Origin of the sequence: Streptomyces sp. NPDC005303 (genome assembly GCF_040607335.1) — a bacterium.
Taxonomy (GTDB): Bacteria; Actinomycetota; Actinomycetes; order Streptomycetales; family Streptomycetaceae; genus Streptomyces.
Map to the genome: position 1 here is coordinate 23,488 of NZ_JBEXGM010000005.1, position 21,592 is coordinate 45,079.

A 21,592-nucleotide genomic window follows, 5' to 3' on the forward strand; every position below is an offset into this window, starting at 1 on the left:
CGCGGGCACACACGGGACAAGCCACCGTGAACCGCCGCCGCGGCTCCCCAGGGACCCGTCGTGCGGGTAACCCGTATCCCATGGGGTAATCCTGGTGATCCGTGACTTGTGAGGCCGGCCCGCCCCCGTCACCGGTCCTGCCCCACCACCCACAGGCTCATTGCGCGGACGCACTGAACGGACGCGCTGAACGGACTTGCCCCACCGAGTCGCCGCACTGACTCACCGCCTGCACGGCGACCGGGGCGTTGACCGGGGAACCCGGTTCGCCCTACCGTCGTCGCATGATGTGCCGGAACGTTCCGGCAATGGAGCGGCGCCTGGCCGCGGAAGCGGAGCGACCCATGGGCCTGCCGTCCACGGACTGGTTGGTGCGACCCGTCGCGCCGATCGACGAGGCCACCGCGTCGACCGTGCTGGCCACCCGGTTCGGCGTGCGGGGCGGCGTGCGGGAGCTGGGGAGCCAGCAGGACCGCAATTACCGGGTACGTGGCGAGACGGGGGAGTACGTCCTCAAGGTCGCCAACCCCGCCGCGCAGACAGCCGAGTTGAGGGCCCAGTGTGACGCGGTGGAACACCTGACGCGTGCGCTGCCCAGCCTCCGACTGCCCCGGGCGGTCCCCGGCATCGACGGTGACGTGGTGCAGGCCTTCCGCGTGGGCGGCGCCGAACTGGCCTGTCGGCTGCTGGACTTCGTCCCGGGTGAGCCGATCATGGACAGCCGCTACCTCGCTCCCGCCGTCGTCGCCCGCCTCGGTGAGATCGCCGGGCAGATCACCGCGTCCCTCGCCGACTTCACCGCCCCCGACCCCGCCCGATTCCGAGCGTGGGACCTGCGCAACGCCGTCGCAGTGATCGAGGCCCTCGCCCCGCAGTGGCCCGACCGGACCCGCGCCGAGCAGGTGCTGAGCGCCGCCCGCACCGCGTACGCACTGGTGGAGCCCCACGCGAAGGACCTGCCGGTCCAGTTCGTCCACGGTGACATCACCGACAACAACGTCGTCTGCGAGACAGGCGAGGACGGCCGCCGCATGCCCGTCGGCGTGATCGACTTCGGGGATCTCGGCACCGGCTGGACGGTGGCGGAACTGGCGGTCACCTGCACCTCGGTCCTGCACCATCACGGCACCGGCCCCGCCTCCGTCCTGCCCGCGGTCCGCGCCTTCGACGCCGTACGCCCGCTGTCCGACGGGGAGTCGGCCGTGCTGTGGCCGCTCATCGTGCTGCGGGCGGCCGTCATGGTGGTCAGTGGGCAGTACGACGTCCTCCAGGACCCGGGCAACGGCTACGCGTCCGCCGCCCTGGACCGGGAGTGGACCATGTTCGAGTCGGCCGTCTCCGTCCCGGCGGAGGTGATGACTGCCCAGCTGAGGGAGGCGCTCGGCCGACCCCTGCCGCGGGTCGCCGTCGTGCCCGCCCACCGCATGCTGCCGGACCTGCCCCACGAGATCCCGGCGCTCGACCTCTCAACGCAGAGCGACGACCTGCACACCGGCCGATGGCTGGAGGCGGACGCGGAAGCAGCCCTGGCCTCCGGCCGGTCCGCGGTCCGTACCCGGCACGGCGAGTTCCGCCTGACCCGGACCACGATCGACACCATGGACGCCCCCGCGACCTGCGCCCTTGGAGTCGACCTGCATCTCGCGCACCCACTGGAGGTGCACGCGCCCTGGGCGGGCACCCTCACCCGCCACGCCGACGGCACCCTCGACCTGCGCGGCGAGGGACCGGTCCTGTGGCTGTACGGCGTCGCCGAACCGGCCGCATCCGAACCCGCCGCATCTGATCCGGCCGCATCCGAACCGGCGGCATCCGTCCCTGTCGCATCCGGCCCGATCGCGGCCGGACAGCGTCTCGGCACCGTCGCCGAGCGGGACGGCAGGTACACCCTCGGCCTCCAGCTGTCGACCCTGGCCGACCGGCGCCCACCCCGTTTCGCCACCCCGGACCTGGCAGCCGGGCGGCTGGCGGTGAGCCCGGATCCGACGCCACTGATCGCCGGGCGGCACCTGGAGGAGCCGCCCGCCGACCAGGATCTCCTCGACCGCCGCGACCGCGCCTTCGCCACCGTCCAGGAGCACTACTACGACGAGCCGCCCCGCATCGAACGCGGCTGGCGCCACCACCTCGTCGACACCCAGGGCCGCGGCTATCTCGACATGCTCAACAACGTGACCATCCTCGGCCACGGCCACCCCGCCCTGACCGACGCCGTACACCGGCAGTGGCGACGCCTCAACACCAACTCCCGTTTCCACTACGGCTCCGTGGTCGAACTCTCCGAGCGAATCACCGCACTCCTGCCCTCCGGCCTGGACACCGTCTTCCTCGTCAACAGCGGCTCCGAGGCCGTGGATCTCGCCCTGCGCCTGGCCTGGGCGGCGACCGGACGGCAGGACACGGTCGCGGTCGAGGAGGCGTACCACGGATGGACGTACGCGAGCGACGCGGTCTCCACCTCGATCGCCGACAACCCGAACGCCCTGTCCTCACGCCCGAGTTGGCTCCACACCGTGGCCGCCCCCAACTCCTACCGCGGCCGCCACAGGGGCGCCGAGGCGCGGCGGTACGGTCCTGAGGCCGCCACCCGGATCACCGAACTCGCCGAACAGGGCCGCCCGCCCGCCGCGTTCATCTGCGAGCCGTTCTACGGCAACGCGGGCGGCCTCCCCCTCCCGGACGGCTATCTCAGGCAGGTCTACGACGCCACCCGAGCCGTCGGCGGTCTGTGCGTCGCGGACGAGGTGCAGGTCGGCTACGGCCGACTCGGCACCCACTTCTGGGGGTTCGAGCAGCAGGACGTCGTACCGGACATCGTCACCGTCGCCAAGGCGATGGGCAATGGTCATCCGCTGGGCGCGGTGATCACGCGGCGGGAGATCGCCGATGCCTACCGCACCCAGGGCTACTTCTTCTCCTCGGCCGGGGGCAGCCCGGTCAGCAGCGTGGTCGGGCTGACCGTGCTGGACGCGCTGAGGGACGAACGGCTCCAGCACAACGCCCTGGAAACGGGTGGGTACTTGAAGCGGCGGCTGGAGGAACTCGCCACCCGGCACCCGCTGATCGGCGCGGTGCACGGCTCCGGGCTGTACCTGGGCGTCGAGTTCGTCCGGGACCGCGAGACCCTGGAGCCGGCGACCGAGGAGACCGCCGCGATCTGCGACCGGTTGCGCGAGCTCGGCGTGATCGTCCAGCCGACCTCGGACCGGCAGTGCGTACTGAAGATCAAGCCACCGCTGTGCCTGACCCGGCGCAGCGCCGACGTGTTCACCGCCGCGCTGGACGACGTGCTGACCCACGGTTGGTGAGGCAGGGTGCCGACCAGGAGCCCCCGCATCCCGACCGGGCCGGGCGCGCCCGCCACCATCGCCGACGTCGCCCGGGAAGCGGGGGTCTCCAAGACCACCGCGTCGGACGCCCTACGGGGTCACGGCCGGGTGTCCGACGCGACCCGCCAGGCCGTCCTGGACACCGCCCGACGCCTCGCGTACGCGCCCAACCGCAGCGCCCGCAGCCTGCGCACCTCGGTGACCGACACGATCGCGCTGCACATCCCGGAGTTCCTCACCAGCGCCGAGTACTACATGTCGTTCGTGTTCGGTGTCGCCGAGCAGGCCGCGCGCGCCGGGCTGAACGTGACGCTGGTGTCCTCAGGCCGCCTCCCGCAGGCCGACGGGCTGATCCTGTGCGACCCGATGCCGGACAACCCGGTCGTGGAGCAGTTGATGGACGCGGGGCTCCCGGTCGTCACCGCCGAGCGTTACGGCGGCGGCAGAGAGCCCGCCGGCGTGGTCTGGTCCGACCACGAGAGCGCCCTGACGGAACTCCTCGACCACCTGCGCGCGAGGGGCGCCCGGCGGCCCGCCTTCATCGCCTCCGACACCTCCGCCGACTGGGCCCTCACCCTCCAGCGCAGCTACGCGCGCTGGTGCGCCGAGCACGACGTGCAACCGCTGCTGCGTAAAGCACCGTTCGGCTCGGCGCCAGACGTGCTCCGGGGCGTCGTGGGGGAGTTGCTCGCCGAGGCGCCGGACACCGACGCGATCGTGTGCGCGGCCGACGGGGCCGCGGCTGCCGTCCTGCCCGAGATCCGGTCGGCGGGCCGGGTCGTGGGCGAGGACCTGCTGCTGGCGTCCTGCGTCGACAGCATGGCCATGCGGACCGCGGAACCGCCGATCACGGCGATCGACCTGAGACCCCGTCATATGGGCCGGGAATGCCTACGGTTGCTCTGCGAGACACTCGCCGGCGAAGCGCCGCCCGGTACCGCCCGCACCCTGCCCATCGAAATGATCGTTCGGGCATCCACCTAGGCGGGACGCGTCAGGACCAAGGCGGTACCGCTCTCACCGCCTGGGCGCCGCCCCGCTGCTCGCGCGGAGCACGAGGTCGACGGGGACGAGCGTTTCGGGGTGCGGGGGCTGCGCCGAGTCGTCGATGCGGCTCAGCAGGAGTCGCAGGGCGCGGGTGCCGATCTCCGCGAAGTCCGTCCGCACGGTGGTCAGCGGCGGCAGCAGATGCGCGGCCTCGGGGATGTCGTCGTAGCCCACCACGCTGATCTCGCCCGGCACCGAGCGGCCCGCCTCGTGGAAGGCGTGCAGGACGCCGAGGGCCATCTGGTCGTTGGACACGAACACCGCGGTGACCTCCCTGCGTCGGGCCAGTCGGCGTCCCAGGTGGTAGCCGGAGTCGGCGCTCCAGTCGCCGACCAGCGGCTCGGGGACCGGCGCCCCGGCCGCCTCCAGCGTGGAGCGCCAGCTCGCCAGACGCTGGTCGGCGGAGGTCCAGCCGCTCGGCCCTGCGATGTGCCAGACGGTCGGGTGGCCGAGCCCCAGCAGATGCTCGGTGGCCTTGCGTGCGCCCTCCCGCGAGTCACCGGTGACCCTCTCGGTCTCCGCGTCGAAGCCGTTCTCCAGCACCACCAGCGGGGTGTCGAGGCGGGTGTCCGCCAGGGCGCGGCCCACCCACAACTGCGGGGCGATGGCGATCACCCCGTCCGCGCCCTCTGCGGAGAGCCGGTCGACGGCCTCGACGACCGTGTCGTGCTCGGCCGAGTCCAGGGAGATGGAGCTCAGCAGGTAACCGGCCTCCTGGGCCGCGGTGTTGATCGCGGTCAGGATCGCGGCCGGCCCGTAGCGCGCCGCGTCGAAGGTGATGACCCCGACCATCCGGGTCCGCCCACTGGCCAGCGACCGGGCGCTGCGGCTGGGCCGGTAGCCGAGGGTCCGCATGGCCGTCAGGACCGCCTCACGGGTCTCCGGGCGGACCGACGGATGCTCGTTGAGCACCCGGGAGACGGTCTGCTTGGAGACACCGGCCAGCCGGGCCACGTCGTCCATCACCGGGCGCGAGCCGGCGAAGTTGCGTCGGCTGCGCCCCTTCGGGACGGCTCCCTCGGCGGCACTTGGGGTCATGGTGGCGGTTCCTAGACGTGGTGGTGGCGGTGGTACGACGGTCCCGGCCCGCCCGAGGAGCACAGCATAGGCGGGCCGGTCCCGGGGGTCCGGCGGTGACATGGGGCTCCGGGGCAGGTCAGCCCGTCCGGACCGACCAGGTGTGTCGACTGATCCACTCGGCGTGGGTGACGGTGGCCGTCTCCCGCTCACCACCTGCCTGCTCCGGCAGATGGACCGGCGCCTGCGCGTGCAGTGGCAGCACCCGCAGCCGCAGACCCTCGGCCCGCAGGGCGTCCGCGGGGAGCCGGTCCAGGCCGATGTCCCAGACCCGCCCCGCGCAGAACTGGTCGGCGACCAGCGTGTCCCCCACGTACGCCCGCCCCACGTCACCGCTCCAGCGCAGCCGCAGCAGCGTCCCGGGCGGTAGCCCGTCCGGCACCTCGACGTGGTACTCGGCGGCCACGGTGTCGAAGTACTTGTCGGCCGGGACGCTCGCCCGGCCCAGGACGCCGGTGACGGTCTCGGGGGCGGCTCCGGCGGCCCGCACGAGGGTGACCTGGGGCGCGGAGACCCCGACGACCGGCGCCGCCGGGACCGCGTAACGGGTGAACACCCCGTCCGCGACCGCCTCCGCCGCCACTCCGTCCACCACGGGTGCCCGCTCGGGCGCGGGCAGCACGGCGAACGACGTCGCCGTCCCCGAACCGTGCAGCCGTACCTCCCCCCGGTCGAAGACCACACCGTCCCCGCTCAGCACCAGCCGCTCGGCACCCCATGCCTCGCCCCGGTAGGCGGTACGGGCCGTCGCCGCGTCCAGCACCAGCAGGCCGACCCGCCCGCCGTCGGCCGTGTCCACCTCCACCAGGGCGTCGGTGCCGGGACGCAGCCCGGTCACCAGCAGCCGTTCGCCGACCGGGGTGACGTCGCCGGTGGGCGCGTGCAGAGCCGACACCGTGGCCGTGTCCAGGGCGAGTTCGGGCGCGACCCCGTCCGTCGCGGCCAGCACCAGGACCGTCCGGCCGTCGACGTCGACCGTGCACACCGGCTGGGCGGTGGCCCACTCCAGCCGCAGACCGGCCACGTCGAGACGCAGCGGCCAACAGAAGTAGGCGCCGCTCGGGACTGTGACGGGAGTGCTGGGAAGCGTCAACTCGGCATCAACGGAAGGGAATTCAACCGTGAAGGACGTCTCAGGGTGCTCCGGGAGCGGTTCGTGCGGCTGGTGGTTGTTGACGAACAGGAAGCCCGAGGTGCCGTCACCGCGCACCGCCCAGCGCAGGGTGTCCCGGTCGAGCTGCCCGTCCGGCCGAGGCTCGGGCAGCACGGACTCCATCGGGGCGATCAGGTGCCCGAAGCCCGCCAACAGCAGGTGCTGGAGCCGGAGTTCGTGATAGGTCCGCCGGTACTGACCGTACTCGCCGAGCGGCGCCTGGAAGTCGTACGTCAGGACCGGCAGGTCGTTCGGATAGCCGGTGGCGTGCGACTCCTGGAGGGTGCTGAGCTCACCCGCCGGGTTGGTGCCGCCGTGGAACATGTAGTAGCCCTGCCAGACCGAGCCGCAGCCGATCTTGGTGAGGCCGAGGGCGCCGATGTCGTCGGGACCGACGTACGGCCGACGGTGGTACGACACCGCCATGCCGCCGCCCAACTCGCAGGTGGCCCAGGGGAATCGGTCAGCGAACGCGTCGGGCCGGCTGCCGCGCACACGCACCGGGCGCAGGTCGGATCCGATGCCCTCGTCGTCGCGCTGGTGGGTGAAGAAGAAGTGCTTGCGGCAGGTGTCGGGCCAGCCGCCGTCGGCCTCGGTCCAGAAGGCCTCGGTGTAGCCGCCGTACAGCGGAAGCAGCTCGTCCGGCGGGAGTCGGACACCGCCCCAGGCGGTCGACGTCCACAGCGGCGCGCTGAGGCCGGCTTCCTGGGCCATCCGCTTCAGCGTGAGCAGATGGCCGGGCTGGTCGTAGAGCTCGTTCTCGATCTGGATCGCCACGATCGGGCCGCCGTGTGCCCGGTCGAGGCCGCTCAACTGCTCGGCGATGGCCGCGAACCAGGGGCGTACGGCGGCCAGGTAGACCGGGTCGTCGGTGCGGGGCACGCAGTCGCGGGCCAGGACCCAGTCGGGCAGTCCGCCGCCGCGGACCTCGGCGTGCGACCAGGGGCCGACGCGGGGGATGAAGTCCAGGCCGTGGCGGGCGCAGAGCTCGGCGAAGCGGCGCAGGTCACGGTTGCCGTCGAAGCGGACGCGGCCCTCGATCTCCTCGTGGTGGATCCAGATGATGTAACTGGCGACGGCCGTGACTCCGCCCGCCTTCATCTTCAGCAGCTCCTCCTCCCACTCCCCGGCCGGGTAGCGGGAATAGTGGAACTCACCGGAGACCGGGAACCAGGGGCGGCCGCCCCTGGTGAGCCAGCGGCTGGTCACCTCGATCGGGTCGGGCACCCCGGGGGCGTCCGCGAAGGGCAGGTGTCCGGTCAGCGGGGGCCCGGCGGGGGAGGGGACACGCAGGTGGTGCGGGTGCGTCATCAGTCGATCTCCGGTCCGAGGTCGGGCGTGCCGGTGAGCTGGGCGCGCGTGCCGGTGGTGGCGTGCAGCTCCAGCAGGACCAGTTCGTTGGTGCCGGGGCGGAGGACGGGCGCGGGGACGTACAGGGTGTGCTGGGGACCCCGGTTCCAGTAACGGCCGAGATGGAAGCCGTTGACCCAGGCCTGGCCCTTGGTCCAGCCGGGCAGGGACAGGAAGGTGTCCGCCGGGCTGTCGACGTCGAAGGTGCCCCGGTGGAAGGCGGGTACCGCGTCCGTGGTCGCCCCGGACGGGCCGAACGGCACGGCGGCCAGGTCGTCCAGGGGCACGGCCCGGCACTCCCAGCCGCGCAGTTCGGTGCCTTGGAAGGACACCGGGCCGAGCAGTCCCTTGGGTGCCCCGATGCGCGGCCCGTAGTTGACGCCGCCCATGTTCTCCACGAGGACTTCGAGGACGGCACCGGCGTGCGGCACCCGCACGGACAGCGTCTCGTCGTGCCGTTCCCGCTCCAGTACGCCGACCGAGGCGCCGTCCACGAAGACCTGCGCGCGGTCCCCGACCCCGCCCGGGAAGTGCAGCAGACCGTCGCCCGAGCCGGGAAGCGTGGTGCGGTAGAGCACGTAACCGGTGTGCACGCCCAGGGCGTTCATCGTCACCGGGGTCTCGGTGGGTGTCGACGACAGCCCGCGGACGTACGGCAGCAGCGGCGCCCGGTGATCCAGGTCGACTTCGGTGAACGGAAGTTTGGGAGCGGGCGAGGGGGCCGGCTCCTCGGGCGTGGCCGTGTGCCGGGCGATCACCTCGCGGAACGTGTGGTACTTGGGGCCGGGGTCACCGCTCTCGGTGAGCGGGGCGTCGTAGTCGTAGGACGTGACGGTGGGCTCGTAGGCGTGCTTGTGGTTGGCGCCGTTGGTGAAGCCGAAGTTGGTGCCGCCGTGGAACATGTAGATGTTGACCGAGGCGCCGGCCGACAGCAGCCGGTCCAGGTCGGCGGCGGCGTCGGCGGCGGGCCGTACGTGGTGCGGGCCGCCCCAGTGGTCGAACCAGCCGACCCAGAACTCCGAGCACATCAGCGGGCCTTGGGGCTGGTGGGCGCGCAGTGCGGCCAGGTTCTCCTCGACCCGGCTGCCGAAGGTGACCGTGGCGAGCGTGCCCGGGAGGGTGCCGGCCGCAAGGTGCTCGGCGTTGGCCTGATCGCAGGTGTACAGCAACTCCTCGACACCCCGGTCGCGCAGCGCCTGGTGGACATGCTTGAGATAGGCGGTGTCGTGGCCGTACGCCCCGTACTCGTTCTCCACCTGGACGGCGATCACCGGCCCGCCGTGAGCGGCCATGAGCGGACGCAGCACGGGCAGGAGTTGGTCGAGGTAGCCGTCGAACGCCGCCGTGAACCGCGGGTCGCTGCTGCGAAGCCGGATGTTGGGGTCCGCGAGCAGCCAGGCGGGCAGACCGCCGTCGTCCCACTCGGCGCAGATGAACGGCCCCGGGCGCAACAGGACGTGCAGGCCCTCGTCCTGGGCGAGGCGCAGCCAGCGGGGCAGATCGAGGAAGCCGTCCAGGACGAGCCTGCCCGGCTCGGGCTCGTGGAGGTTCCACGGCAGATACGTCTCGATGGTGTTGAGGCCCATGAGGCGGGCCTTGCGCAGCCGGTCGCTCCACTGGTCGGGATGGATCCGGAAGTAGTGCATGGCCCCGGAGATGATCCGGAACGGCTCGCCGTACAGGAGGAAACCGTCGGAGGACGTCGTCAGAGCGGGCATGCGGGGCATCCCTTCGAGTCAGCGGGAGTTCGGTGGAATTTCAGTGGGTTCTGGTGCTGCGGACGAGCCAGAGCGTGGCGGCCAGGCACAGTGCCGACACCCCGCTCAGCAGAAGCGGGACGGCCCGGATCCCGGACCGTTCGATGGCCATGCCCAGCGCCGGTCCCGCGGCCACACCGCCGATCATCGAGGCGGCGATGACCAGCGCTCCGGCCCGTCGGGCGCCGGGGGCGGCCCGGTGCAGCCAGGGCAGGCCGGTGGGGAAGATCGGCGCGATGAACAGACCGACACCGGCGTACGCGTAGGGCGCCAACTCCCGTACGGACGCCAGGATGAGACAGGTCGTCATGCCGGCGCAGGACACGGTGATGATGGCCTGAGCAGAGAACCGCAGCGCGATCGGCGCGACCAGGAAGCGGCCCACCGTCATCATCAGCCAGTAGACGGAGGTGGCGGTCGCGGCCACCCCGGCGCCGTATCCCACGGTCTCCAGATGGGTGGGCTCCCAGCCGCCTACGCCCGCTTCGATGCCCACGTGCAGGACGTAGAGCGCGACGAACACGGAGAGCACCGAGGCCAGGCTGCGGCCGAGCACGCCGGGGGAGTCGGGAGCCGTGCCGGAAGGCTGCGGCGCCCGGTCCTGTACCCCCTTCAGGCACAGCAGCAGCGGCAGGTCGGCGAGTGCGAAACCGAGGAAGACCGCCGGATAGTGCCCGGCACCCACCACGCCGATCAGGGCCGGACCGAGGATCGCGCCCACGCCGAAGTGCGCGTTGAGGATGTTCAGCATCGCGGTGGATCGGTGGCCGAAGCCGACCGCGAACAGTTGGTTCAGGCCGTAGTCGATGCCGCCGAAGCCGAGCCCGGCGAGCAGCGCGGCGGTCAGGGCGGTCGGCCAGTTCGGCGCGAGCGCGAAACCCACCGCACCGAGCGCCATGAGCAGGTACGAGGCGCCCAGGATCCGTCGGTTGCCGATCCGGCCGAAGAGCCGGGCGAACAGCAGGACACCGGCCACGCCACCGACGAAATGGGCGCTCAACCCGAGTCCGGCCCCGGAGGGTGACAGGCCGAACTCCTCGCGGAACGCGGGGATCGCCGGACCGTACAGCGCCTGGAGCGCGCCGATGAGCACGAAGCCGACGCAGGAGGCGACCACTGCGGCCGGGCTGAAGACCGGAGTGCGCGCGGGCGCGAGCGTCGAGGACATGAATGGTCATGTTACCGGTAACATGAACGCCGTCAAGATCCGAGGTCGAAACCAGGGGTGGAGTATGGAGATTGGACTGGTGGTCCAGAGTCTGGATTGCTAGTCTAGTGGAAGTGGATCGAGGGGAGGACGTGATGGAGGCGGAGCGGGACGCGATCATCGCCGCGCTCACATCGGTGGTCGACGGGATCGCGGCGACCTTCGGACCGATGTGCGAGGTCGTGCTGCACGACTACCGGAAGCCGGAGAAGTCGGTGGTGGCCATCGCCGGCTCGGTGACCGGGCGCACCGTGGGCGGGGCGATGAGCCAGATCGGCATGCGGATGGTCGCCCGTGGCGACGAGGCGGCCGACGAGCTGAACTACGTCACCCGGACCGACACCGGCAAGCTGGTCAAGTCGTCGACGATGCTGCTGCGGGACCCCTCGGGCGCGGTCTTCGGAGCGTTGTGCGTCAACGTCGACGTCACCGCGGCGAGCGAGGTCCACGCCCTGTTGGGAGCCCTGGCCGGGATCGGCGCGGCCCCCGAGGAAGTGCCCGTCACCACCTTCGGCGACGACATCGACTCCGTCGTCGACGTCATGCTCGACGCGCACCGGCACCAGTCGTGGGCGCTGCTGGACCGGGCCGGACGCCTGGACCTGTTCCGCAGCCTGGACGAGCGGGGAGTTTTCGCGGTCCGGCGGGCGATCGAGCAGGTGGCCGGACGCCTCGGTATCTCCCGAGCCTCCGCCTACAGCTATCTGTCCCAGTCCCGAAAGCAGACGAACACTGGAGGGCACCCGTGACGACCACCATCCCGCCGGTCACCCTGGACGACGTCCGGGACGCGGCCGCCCGGCTCAAGGGCGTCGCCCACCGCACACCGGTGCTGCGTTCGCGGACCCTCGACGCGCTGGTCGGCGCGGAGGTCTTCCTCAAGTGCGAGAACTTCCAGCGGGTCGGCGCCTTCAAGTTCCGCGGCGCCTACAACGCCGCCTCCCGGCTGACCCCGGAGCAGCTCGCCCGGGGCATCGCCGCCTACTCCTCCGGCAACCACGCTCAGGCCGTGGCCCTGGCCGCGCGTGAGCTCGGCACCACCGCGGTGATCGTCATGCCCGAGGACGCCCCGGGCTCGAAGCGGGCGGCCACCGAGGGCTACGGCGCCGAGATCGTCACGTACGACCGCTACACCGGCGACCGCGAGGCCATCGCCGAGGCCCTGGCCGTCGAGCGGGGCCTGGTGCTCATCCCACCGTACGAACACCCGCACGTGATGGCGGGACAGGGCACGGCGGCCCTCGAACTACTGGAGGAGACAGGCGAGTTGGGTGCGCTGCTCGCGCCGGTCGGAGGGGGCGGGCTGATGGCGGGCAGTGCGACCGCAGCCAAGGGTCTGCACCCGGGCATCCGCATGATCGGCGTGGAACCGGAGGCAGGCGACGACACCAGGCGGTCCCTGGAGGCGGGGCGGCGGGTCAGCATCCCGGTGCCGAAGACCATCGCGGACGGACAGGCCCTGCACACGCCCGGCGAGCTGACCTTTTCGGTGAACCGGCGACTGGTCGACGAGATCGCGCTGATCTCGGACGACGAGATCCGCGCGGCCATGCGGTTCGCCTTCGAACGGCTGAAGATCGTCGTGGAGCCGAGCGGCGCGACCCCGCTGGCCGCCCTGCTCAGCGGCCGGGTGAGCGGCCTCCCGGACCGGGTCGGGGTGATCGTCTCCGGTGGCAATGTCGACACGGACCGCTTCGCGCGGCTCTGCGCGGGTGGGGACGGGGACTGACCGGGCGCCTTCACCCGAATGGCAGGCCCGACTGGACAGGCGGACGATGGAGTGATGGGGCTCGGCCCCCGCCGGTGCCGCCCAGGCAGGGCGGGAGACGGAGACCGACCCCGGCCGTACCGCAACACGGCCGGAAGGGAGAGCCGTCATGTTTGAGGTGAAGACGCTCGACAAGCCGGACGAGCGCCGCGATTTCCCGCGTGGCCACCTCGAGGCGGTCCACATGAGCGGACTGGACTTCGCGGTGGGGACCTTCGAACCGGGCTGGCGCTGGTCGGAGTCCGTGGCACCCATCGCGGGCACCAAGAGCTGCGAGGTCCACCACAACGGCTATGTGGTGCAGGGCCGTATGCACATCACCATGGACGAGGGCGGCGAGGGCGAACTGGGCCCCGGGGACATCTTCGTGGTGGCACCCGGGCACGACGCCTGGGTCGTCGGCGACGAGCAGTGCGTGGTCTACGACTTCGCGGGCGGCATGGCGACGGACTACGCGAAAGGCAAGTGAGGCACGTCGGTGGCGGACCGTCGTCGCTCACACCGTGACATCACCGCTCACACCGTGACGACGATCTTCGCGCGTGCGTGCTCCACCTCCAGATGACGGATGGCCTCGGCCGCCTCGCCCAGCGGATACATACGCTCGACGGCCGGGGCGATCTTCCCTGCCTCGGCGAGTTCCCGCAGGGCCGCCAGGTTCTTCTTGCTCGCCCGGGCCGGAAGGTGCAGCACACGCTGGCGCACGAAGGGGGAGAGCAGCCGTCCGCCCATCAGGAGCCACATCGGACCGAGCACGCTGCCGCCCTCGTAGACACCGCCGCCGGACAGGACGACTGTTCCGCCGACACTTGTCGCACGCCGCAGATCGCCCAGTGAGCGATTGCCGACCAGGTCCAGGACGACGTCGTAGCGGTGTCCGGCGCGGGTGAAGTCCTCCCGGGTGTAGTCGACGACCTGGTCCGCCCCGAGCGACCCGACGAGTTCGACGTTGCGCGCGGCGCACACACCGGTCACCTCGGCGCCGTACGCCTTCGCGATCTGCACGGCGAAGGTCCCCACGCCTCCCGACGCGCCGTTGACCAGGACGGACTGTCCGGCCCGGAGTCCGGCCACGTCCCGCAGTCCGATGAGCGCGGTGTTCGCGGCCAGCGGCATCGCGGCCGCCTGCTCGAAGGAGAGGCCGGCGGGCTTGAGATCCGTCTCGCCGTCCTTGGCGCACACGAACTCGGCGAACGTCCCGTCCGCCTCGCCGTACACCTCGTCGCCGGGGTGCAGGCTCTTGACCTCGGCGCCGACGGCCTCGACGCGGCCGGCGAAGTCCCGGCCCCGGATCCGCACCTTCGGCGCGCGCAGCCCGAACGACAGCCGGGCGATCTTCGGGTCGCCGTGCAGGAAGTGCCAGTCGTAGGCGTTGACCGAAGCCGCGTGCACGCGCACGAGCACCTCGTCCGCGGCCGGCACCGGCTGCTCGACCTCCCTCAGTTCCAGTGTGTCCGCCGAGCCGTACCGGTCCTGGACGACTGCCTTCATGGGGCCCCCTCCGTCGCTTCGGAGCGTAGGGACGGGATCGCGACTTGCCATCGGAAACCGATCGGTTTACTGTGATGGCCGTAGGTAAACCGATCGTTATCTCGGCATTTCTGGAGTCTCTCATGACCACCATCGAAGGTTCCGTCGCCCTGGTCACCGGCGGCAGCCGCGGCATCGGCCGGGCGCTGGTGACCGCCCTGTACGAGCGTGGCGCCAAGAAGGTGTACGCCACCGCCCGCGACCCGCGGACCGTCACCCACCCGGACGCCGTGCCGCTGCCCCTGGAGGTGAGCGACCCCGCCTCCGTCGCGGCCGCCGCAGAACAGGCCCGGGACGTCACCCTGCTCATCAACAACGCCGGCGCGGCCGTGAACGCGAGCTTCCTGGACGCCCCCGTGGAGGATGTCCGCCGCGAGTTCGAGACCAACTTCTACGGCCCCCTCCTCGTCACCCGTGCCTTCGTGCCGGTCATCGAGCGCAACGGCGGCGGCCACATCCTGAACGTCCACTCGGTGCTCTCCTGGCTCGGCGTCGCCGGCTCCTACAGCGCCTCCAAGGCCGCCCTGTGGTCGCAGACCAACTCCCTGCGCCTGGACCTGAAGCCGCGCGGCATCGAGGTCACCGGCCTGCATGTCGGGTACGTCGACACGGACATGACCGCGAACGTCGACGCCCCGAAGGTCACTCCCGAGAGCGTGGCCGCGCAGGCCCTCGACGGCATCGAGTCCGGCGCCTTCGAAGTGCTCGCCGACGACCTGAGCCGACAGGTGAAGGCCGGACTCGCGGCCGATCTCGCCGCGCTGTACCCGCAGTTGGCCGCCTGAGTCAGCTGTGTGTGCGCGGAGCGGTCCGCCGGTGGATGGTTCCGCCGGGTGCGTACCATGCCGCCTTCTTCCGGACGGCCGGGCTGGGGTCCCCGGCGCGGCAGGTCTCCAGGGCGGTGACCGCGCGGTCGTCGGTGTGGACGAACTTGCCGACGAGCTCGGCGGCCCGCATCCGCACCTGAGGGTCGGGATCGTCGGCCAGGTGCCGCAGCGCGGGTCCGAGGACCTGCTCGGCGCTCGGCGCACAGGTGTCTCCCTTGCACCGGTCGCAGGCCAGGGCGTGGAACGCGGCGATCCTGACGCGGGCGTCGGGGTCGTCGGCCATGGTGGTGAGCTCGTCCATGGACTCGGTGTCGACCAGGTGGTCGAGAAGGCGGCAGCAGCCCTCGCGGACGGCCGGATTCTCGTCGCGCAGACCTGCCCGGACGGCGTCCAGCGCGGCCGAGTCACGCCTGAGAAGTTCGTGGTAGGCCGCGACGGCCCGCTGCGGGTCGCCGAGGCAGGAGACGAGGGCTTCGTTGTCGGTACGGACGAATCCGAGCATGTCCTCAGTGTCGAAGGGCAACGCCCCGCGTGGCAAAGGGATTTCGGCTTTCCCGGTCAGATCGGCAGCAGCCGTCCCACCAGCGCGCTGAGCTGCCGGACATTGCGGCACTCGTGCATCTCCACCAACTCGGCGTACTCGTGGGCGGCCGAGTCGCCCGTGCCCCACTGCGCGTGTGCCTCCGGGTTCAACCAGTAGACGCGGCGGGCCCGTTCGGTGATCTCCCGGACGGCGGGCAGGTTCGGGTCGCTCATGTTGGTACGGGCGTCACCGAGGACGAACACCGTCGTCCGGGGGCTGAGCGCGTCCCCGTACAGCGACGCGAACTCGCCCAGCGCCACGCCGTAGTCGCTGCTGCCGTGCCATCCCGTGAGCGTGGCCTCGGCGCGGATGCGGGCGCCGAGCCCCTCCGCGTCGGCCGCCCCGTGTTCGAGGAGCCGGGTGACCTCGTCGATGCGGTTGACGAAGGCGAACACCCGCACCTTGCTGAACTGGTCGTGCAGAGCCTGCACCAGCAGCATCGTGAAGTCCGAGAACCCCGACACCGATCCCGACACATCGCACAGCAGCACCAGTTCGGGCCGGGCCGGCCGGCGCCTGCGCAGCACCGGCTTCATCGGCACCCCGCCCGTCGACAGCGAACCGCGCAGCGTCCGCCGTAGATCGATACTGCCCCGCGCGGCCCGCCGGCGGCGGGCCGCCAGCCGGGTGGCGAGCTTGCGGGCCAACGGCTGGACCGTGCGCCGCAGTTCGGCCAGCCGGTCCTTCCCGGCGAACAGGAAGTCGACCCGGTCGGTCGTCGGGGCCACCGCCCGCCGGGCGATCTCGTCCCGGTCCCGATGCTCCGCGACCCGCCGCCGGGCCTCCGCCGCCACCAGCGCGCGGAACGCCTCGATGCGCCGCCGGATCTCGTCCTCCAGCAGCCGGTCGGTGAACCCGGACATGCCCTGCCGCCCCCGCACGTCGTCCCGGACGCGCGCGAGCAGCGTCTGCGGGCGCAGCCGGTCCAGCGTCTGGTACGACGACCAGCCGTCCGAGGAAGGGGAGTTGCCGTATCCGCCGAACCCGTCGACGGCCTCTGCCGCGAGGCGGGCCATCAGCGTCTCGTCGTTCGCGGCCAGAGCCCCGGCGAGTCGGTCGCGCAGCGCCTCCCGGTCCGCGGGGCCGGTGTCGGGGCCGCCGACGCCCCGCGGGAAGTACAGGTCGAAGACCGGGTCGAACACCCGCCGTTGAGCGGTGCTGTGCAGCAGGGTCGCCGCCAGGCCTTCCCGCAGCCGCTCTCGGTCGGCGAACCCGAGCGCCTCGACCGCCTGCGCCGCGTCCACGGTCTCGCCCGTCCCGATCCGCACACCGTGTGCGCGCAGGGCGCCGACCAGGGAGGTGAGCCGCTCGGCGGTGCTCACACCGCGTCCAGGTCGAGCTTGGCCCCGGCCTTGAGGATGTCGTCCTGGTGCTTGAGGAGCACGCCCAGGCTGTCCCGTACGACCGTCTCGTCGAGGTGGTCCGCGCCGAGCGCGAGCAGCGTGCGGGCCCAGTCGATGGTCTCCGCGACCGAGGGCACCTTGCGCAGGTCCATGGCCCTGAGCGCCCCCACGACCCGGACCACGGACTTCGCCAGCGTCTCGTCGAGCCCCGGCACCTTCAGCCGTACGATCCGCCGCTCCAGCTCCTCCTCCGGGAACCCGATGTGCAGGAACAGGCAGCGGCGGCGCAGGGCCTCCGACAGCTCGCGGCTGGCGTTGGAGGTGAGGACGACGAAGGGGCGGCGGGACGCGGTGATCGTGCCCAGCTCGGGGACCGTGACCTGGAAGTCGCTGAGCACCTCCAGAAGCAGCCCCTCGACCTCGACGTCCGCCTTGTCGGTCTCGTCGATCAGCAGAACCTTCGGCTCATCGCCGCGGATCGCCGTGAGCAGGGGCCGGGAGAGCAGGAACTCCTCGCTGAAGATGTCCGTGCGCGCCTCGTCCCAGGTCTCGTCCCGCCCTGCGCTGATCCGCAGCAGCTGCTTGGCGTGGTTCCACTCGTACAGCGCCCGGGACTCGTCCACGCCCTCGTAGCACTGGAGCCGGACCAGCCGAGCGTCGGCGACCTCGGCAACCGCCTTGGCCAGCTCCGTCTTGCCGACGCCTGCGGGGCCCTCGACCAGGAGCGGCTTGCCGAGCCGGTCGGCGAGGAAGACGGTCGTGGCGACCGCGGGCGAGGCGAGGTAGCCGGTCTCGGCGAGGCGTGCGGAGACGTCGTCGACGGATGTGAACAGCAACGGGGCCTCCCGGGCGGCGCGAACTCGTTCCGCCAACTATCTAAGCGCTTGTTCACCGGTTCTGTCACGTGGTGGGAGCGGGCACGGCGACGGGCGCCACCGAGGTGACGCCCGCAGTCTGCCGGAGCTCACGCTGCCAGTCCCACCGCCTCCACCGCCGGAGTACGCAGCACCCGGCGGGCCGTGGCCAGGCTCGTCCCGATCGTCGCGGCCGCCGCGATCGCCACCACCGCCAGCCAGATGCCGAGGCCCTGGTGCGGCAGCACCGAGTCGGTGCGGACGACGGTGAACGGGATGATCCCGGCCAGCGCCGCCACCGTGCCGAAGAACAGCCCGACCGCCGTGAGGATCAGCCCCTCCGTGCCCACCGTGCCCAGCACCTGCCCCGGGCTCGCCCCGGCCAGCCGCTGCTGCCCGAACTCCCGGCCGCGGAAAGTCGTCGCCGCGTACAGCGAGTTGACCAGCATCACGCACACGAACACCACGATGATCCCGACGACCGTGAGGTTCAGCGTCTGAAGGTTCTTCGCGTCGACCGTCTTCACCGCGCCCGAGGCCTTCACGGCGTCGCTCTCCACACCCTGCATGTACAGCGTGGCGACGGACACCGCCGTGAACAGGATCAGCGACATCAGGATCCCGGAGAGGTGGTCCACCCGCCGACGCAGGTTCCGCACGGCCAGCCAGCCGCTCGCCCCGGTCAGCGGCAACCGGTCCAGCACACCCCCCAGCAGCCGCGGCGCGAGCAGCGCGCACCCCACGGACAACAGGATCGCCCCGTACGCCGGCGTCGCCATGAGCGCCTCGTCCGTCGCCGAGAAGGCGAAGGTGGAGGTCACCGAGACGGCCCCGGTGCCGAGCGCCGCGTACGCGAGGACCGTGCGCGCCCGGCCCCGCCGCCGACTCCCGCGCGTGGCCCGTCGTACGGCGAGGAAGGCGGCGCCCGCCGCCGCGACCAGCGTGATGTCGACGCCCGACATCAGCGCCACGAGACCGAAGGAGGGCTCGACGTCCTTCGCGACCTGCCCGCTGTCCTGGAAGACGTCCAGGAGCGCCCGCCCGCCGAGCATCGCCGGACCGATGGCCAGCACGGCACCGATCAGCGCGACCGCCACGGACTCGCCCACGACCATCCGCCTGATCTGCCCCGGCGTCGCCCCCGAACAGCGCAGCAGCTCCAGCTCACCCGCCCGCTGGCGGATGTTGACCGTCAGGGTCGAGGCCACGGCGAAGAACACCAGGAGGGTGCCGTAGCCGCCGACGACACTCGCGGACATGGTCAGGGTGTCCGAGCTCACCTGGTCGACACCCGGCCGGCCCGCCGTGTCGTACAGCGAGTTGAACGTCATGATGATCCCCGCGCCCAGGAAGGCGGCCAGCAGGGTCGCGAGAAACCGTCCGGGCCGTTGCCGTATCGACCGCATCGCCAGCATGAACATCGCTCACACCCCCGCCGTCACGTCGTCGCCCAGGTGCGCGAGGCGCTCGGCCACCGCGTCCGGCGTCGGGGCGTCCAGCCGGCCCGCGAGCCGGCCGTCCGCGAGGAACAGCACGGAGTCGGCGTAGGAGGCGGCGACCGGGTCGTGGGTCACCATCACCACGGTCCTGCCGTGCACCCGCACCGCCTCCTGGAGCAGCCGCAGCACGTCGCGTGCGCTCCGGGTGTCCAGAGCGCCCGTCGGCTCGTCCGCGAAGATCACCCGGGGGTCCGCGACCAGCGCGCGGGCGATCGCCACGCGCTGTCGCTGACCACCGGAGAGCTGGTCGGGCCGGTGGCCGAGCCGGTCACCGAGACCGACGGCCGTCAGGACCTCCGTGACCCGCCTCCGGTCGACCTTCCGCCCGGCGAGCTTCAGCGGCAGGACGGTGTTCTGCGCGACCGTCAGGGTCTCCAGCAGGTTGTACTGCTGGAACACGAACCCCACCCGCCCGCGCCGGAACCGGGTCAGCTCCGCCTCGCCGCCACCCGTCAGCTCCATGCCGTCGACCCGCACGATCCCGCTGTCCGGCCGGTCGAGACCGGCGGCGCACTGCAGCAGCGTGGACTTGCCGGACCCCGACGGTCCCATCACCGCGGTGAAGGTGCCCCGGGCGAGGCTCAGTGTGACCCCGTCCAGAGCGGTCACGGCACTGTCCTCCGTGCCGTAGGTCCTGCTGACCTTCACCAACCGCAGAGCCTCGGCGGCGGGTCCCGCGTCGCGTGTGCGTCGTGCACTGGTGTGAAACATCGTCGTCCCCCTTCGTCCGGCACGCCGTGTGCCTCCCTGAAGAAGCTACGGAGACACCGGCCTGGGCACATGGGGCGCAGAGCCCGTCTTCCGGGGTGTACTCAGTGACACCCCCCGGCGGATACGGCAGGGTTGACCGCCATGACCGACGGAATAGCCTGGCTCGCCGAACCGCAGTCCATCGCCTGGGGCGGCTACAGCGTGGTGATCGCCCCCGACCTCGAGTCGGAATCGCTGGCGCGACGCATCGCCGAGACCGCTCACCGGCCCTACCGGCCCCGCTCCATCGGGGAACTCACCGGCCGCCAGGTGCAGGACCTGCTGGAAGGCCTGTACGGAGAGGTCCTGGACGGCATCGCCCTGCGCCACGGCGAGCTCGACGAGTGGTCGTACGTCATCAAGTACGGCGGCTGGCAGGGCGAGTTCGGCACCGGCAGCCGGCCGGTCGACCGCGGGGGCCTGCACGTCTACCACCTGGAGTACATGGAGGAGAACGGCAAACCGGTGCCCCCGAACTTTGCCTACCGCCACGACGAGAACCTGATGTGCGCGTTCAACCTGCACCTGGACGGGAGCTGGGGGTACGGCAGCCCCGAGGGCGCCCCCGACGTGGTCGCCGCCGTCCAGGAGGGGCTCACGGCCGCCGGACTGCCCGACGAGGACCTGGAACACCGTGCCGTGCACCGGGCCTGCCTGGAGGTGCTCCAGCAGCACTTCGGCCTCACCCTGCCCCGCGAGCGGATCCTGGAGGACACCCTGCCCACGCTCCTGCTGACCGGTCCCTGACGGCGGGGGCGTTGTCAGTGGGGCGCTGTACTTTCGGCGCATGGGGATCTATCTGGTGAGCGTGGGCGCTCGGGAGTGGTTCGACGAGGACGAGGACGAGGGCGGCAGGGGTGCCCTCGCCGCGGCGCTCGGCGAGGAGTTGCGCCGGCGGGGCCTGCCACCGTACGAGTCCGTGCCGGAGGAGCCGGAGCGGGTGGTGCGCGGGGCGGGGCTCTCGTTCGAGGAGAAGCTGGTGCCTCCCATGGACGGGTTCGCGGCGCTGTGCAGCGCGCATCTGTCGCCGGAGGAGTACGAGGTGCTCTGCGGCTGGTCGCTCCTGGTGCCGTTCGCGCTCGAGGACGAGATCTGGCTCCCGGTCGAGAACTCCTACGCCGAGACGACGATGGTCGCCGGCGCCCCGCGGGTCCTCGCCCTCACCGAACGGCTCGCGGGGGCCGTCGGCCTGCCGGTGGACGAGATACCCGAGGCCTGCGACAACCTCGACCTCACCATGTGGTTCCTGGAGGGGCCGGTGAAGGACGTCGCGGCCGCACGACCGGGACCGTGGGCCGAGGACCTCGACGCCGTGTTCTACGTGGCCCTGTACCTGCGCGCCGCCCAGCACTGTCTGCGACGCGGCTGCCCGATTGTCTACAGCTGACCTGACCGCGGCGAAGAAGGGCCGTCAGATTTTTGAACGGTTCAACGCACGACGCGAACAGTGGACACTCGCCGTATTCGCCAGTAGCTTCAACCGCCGAACATGACTGAATCGATACAACGCCGAGTCGC

Annotated in this window: 18 protein-coding genes; 8 read left to right on the plus strand and 10 right to left on the minus strand. The window is 71.7% G+C overall.

Going from position 1 to position 21,592, the window contains the following annotated elements:
* Positions 1-284: 284 nt before the first annotated feature.
* The gene (locus tag ABZT93_RS09915) at positions 285-3,308 is read left to right on the plus strand and encodes an aminotransferase (RefSeq protein ID WP_356101525.1); all 3,024 of its coding nucleotides are present in this window, start codon (positions 285-287) and stop codon (positions 3,306-3,308) included.
* A 6-nt stretch (positions 3,309-3,314) separates the two neighbouring features.
* Positions 3,315-4,313, plus strand: a complete 999-nt coding sequence (locus ABZT93_RS09920) for a LacI family DNA-binding transcriptional regulator (RefSeq protein ID WP_356101527.1) — start codon at positions 3,315-3,317, stop codon at positions 4,311-4,313.
* A 33-nt stretch (positions 4,314-4,346) separates the two neighbouring features.
* On the opposite strand, the gene ABZT93_RS09925 is transcribed toward ABZT93_RS09920, so the two are convergent.
* From ABZT93_RS09925 to ABZT93_RS09940, 4 genes are all read right to left on the minus strand, one after another.
* Entirely contained in the window at positions 4,347-5,414 is a 1,068-nt protein-coding gene (locus ABZT93_RS09925; RefSeq protein WP_356101530.1) for a LacI family DNA-binding transcriptional regulator, read from the minus strand.
* A gap of 118 nt (positions 5,415-5,532) precedes the next feature.
* Complete coding sequence (locus ABZT93_RS09930; RefSeq protein ID WP_356101533.1) at positions 5,533-7,917, minus strand: beta-galactosidase; 2,385 nt, start codon at positions 7,915-7,917, stop codon at positions 5,533-5,535.
* Complete coding sequence (locus tag ABZT93_RS09935; RefSeq protein WP_356101535.1) at positions 7,917-9,674, minus strand: glycoside hydrolase family 35 protein; 1,758 nt, start codon at positions 9,672-9,674, stop codon at positions 7,917-7,919. Before ABZT93_RS09935 ends, ABZT93_RS09930 begins: the two co-directional genes overlap by 1 nt.
* Before the next feature lie 40 nt (positions 9,675-9,714).
* Positions 9,715-10,881, minus strand: a complete 1,167-nt coding sequence (locus ABZT93_RS09940; RefSeq protein ID WP_356101537.1) for an MFS transporter — start codon at positions 10,879-10,881, stop codon at positions 9,715-9,717.
* Positions 10,882-11,015: 134 nt separating this feature from the next.
* On the opposite strand from ABZT93_RS09940, the gene ABZT93_RS09945 reads away from it, so the two are divergent.
* The 3 genes from ABZT93_RS09945 to ABZT93_RS09955 all read left to right on the plus strand — a co-directional run bounded on the left by ABZT93_RS09945 (position 11,016) and on the right by ABZT93_RS09955 (position 13,157).
* The gene (locus ABZT93_RS09945) at positions 11,016-11,669 is read left to right on the plus strand and encodes a PAS domain-containing protein (RefSeq protein ID WP_356102203.1); all 654 of its coding nucleotides are present in this window, start codon (positions 11,016-11,018) and stop codon (positions 11,667-11,669) included.
* On the plus strand, positions 11,666-12,649 hold the full coding sequence (locus ABZT93_RS09950; RefSeq protein WP_356101540.1) for a threo-3-hydroxy-L-aspartate ammonia-lyase: 984 nt from the start codon (positions 11,666-11,668) through the stop codon (positions 12,647-12,649). The genes ABZT93_RS09945 and ABZT93_RS09950 overlap by 4 nt, the downstream gene beginning before the upstream one ends.
* A 148-nt stretch (positions 12,650-12,797) precedes the next feature.
* On the plus strand, positions 12,798-13,157 hold the full coding sequence (locus ABZT93_RS09955) for a cupin domain-containing protein (protein ID WP_037714366.1): 360 nt from the start codon (positions 12,798-12,800) through the stop codon (positions 13,155-13,157).
* Positions 13,158-13,204: 47 nt separating this feature from the next.
* Here the strand turns inward: ABZT93_RS09955 and ABZT93_RS09960 are convergent, their stop codons facing one another.
* Positions 13,205-14,179 (minus strand): NAD(P)-dependent alcohol dehydrogenase, encoded by a 975-nt coding sequence (locus ABZT93_RS09960; RefSeq protein WP_356101543.1) that lies wholly within the window; start codon positions 14,177-14,179, stop codon positions 13,205-13,207.
* 122 nt (positions 14,180-14,301) lie between these two features.
* Between ABZT93_RS09960 and ABZT93_RS09965 the strand changes: the two genes are divergently transcribed.
* Positions 14,302-15,003, plus strand: a complete 702-nt coding sequence (locus ABZT93_RS09965; protein ID WP_356101546.1) for an SDR family oxidoreductase — start codon at positions 14,302-14,304, stop codon at positions 15,001-15,003.
* A gap of 1 nt (position 15,004) precedes the next feature.
* Here ABZT93_RS09965 and ABZT93_RS09970 read toward each other — a convergent pair whose 3' ends face one another.
* The 5 genes from ABZT93_RS09970 to ABZT93_RS09990 form a co-directional block, all read right to left on the minus strand.
* Positions 15,005-15,547 (minus strand): HEAT repeat domain-containing protein, encoded by a 543-nt coding sequence (locus ABZT93_RS09970; protein ID WP_356101549.1) that lies wholly within the window; start codon positions 15,545-15,547, stop codon positions 15,005-15,007.
* A 56-nt stretch (positions 15,548-15,603) separates the two neighbouring features.
* Entirely contained in the window at positions 15,604-16,950 is a 1,347-nt protein-coding gene (locus ABZT93_RS09975; protein WP_356101552.1) for a VWA domain-containing protein, read from the minus strand.
* Positions 16,947-17,804 carry a MoxR family ATPase gene (locus ABZT93_RS09980; RefSeq protein WP_031046081.1) on the minus strand — a complete coding sequence of 286 codons (858 nt, stop codon included), beginning with the start codon at positions 17,802-17,804 and terminating at the stop codon, positions 16,947-16,949. The genes ABZT93_RS09975 and ABZT93_RS09980 overlap by 4 nt, the downstream gene beginning before the upstream one ends.
* Before the next feature lie 131 nt (positions 17,805-17,935).
* Positions 17,936-19,246 (minus strand): FtsX-like permease family protein, encoded by a 1,311-nt coding sequence (locus ABZT93_RS09985; RefSeq protein ID WP_356101555.1) that lies wholly within the window; start codon positions 19,244-19,246, stop codon positions 17,936-17,938.
* 3 nt (positions 19,247-19,249) lie between these two features.
* Positions 19,250-20,035, minus strand: coding sequence for an ABC transporter ATP-binding protein (locus ABZT93_RS09990; RefSeq protein WP_356101558.1), 786 nt, complete (start codon positions 20,033-20,035; stop codon positions 19,250-19,252).
* Positions 20,036-20,176: 141 nt separating this feature from the next.
* On the opposite strand from ABZT93_RS09990, the gene ABZT93_RS09995 reads away from it, so the two are divergent.
* Both ABZT93_RS09995 and ABZT93_RS10000 read left to right on the plus strand, forming a co-directional pair.
* Entirely contained in the window at positions 20,177-20,821 is a 645-nt protein-coding gene (locus ABZT93_RS09995) for a hypothetical protein (protein ID WP_356101561.1), read from the plus strand.
* A 40-nt stretch (positions 20,822-20,861) separates the two neighbouring features.
* A complete protein-coding gene (locus tag ABZT93_RS10000; protein ID WP_356101564.1) occupies positions 20,862-21,461 on the plus strand; it encodes a hypothetical protein in 600 nt (199 codons plus the stop codon).
* The last annotated feature ends 131 nt before the right edge of the window (positions 21,462-21,592 follow it).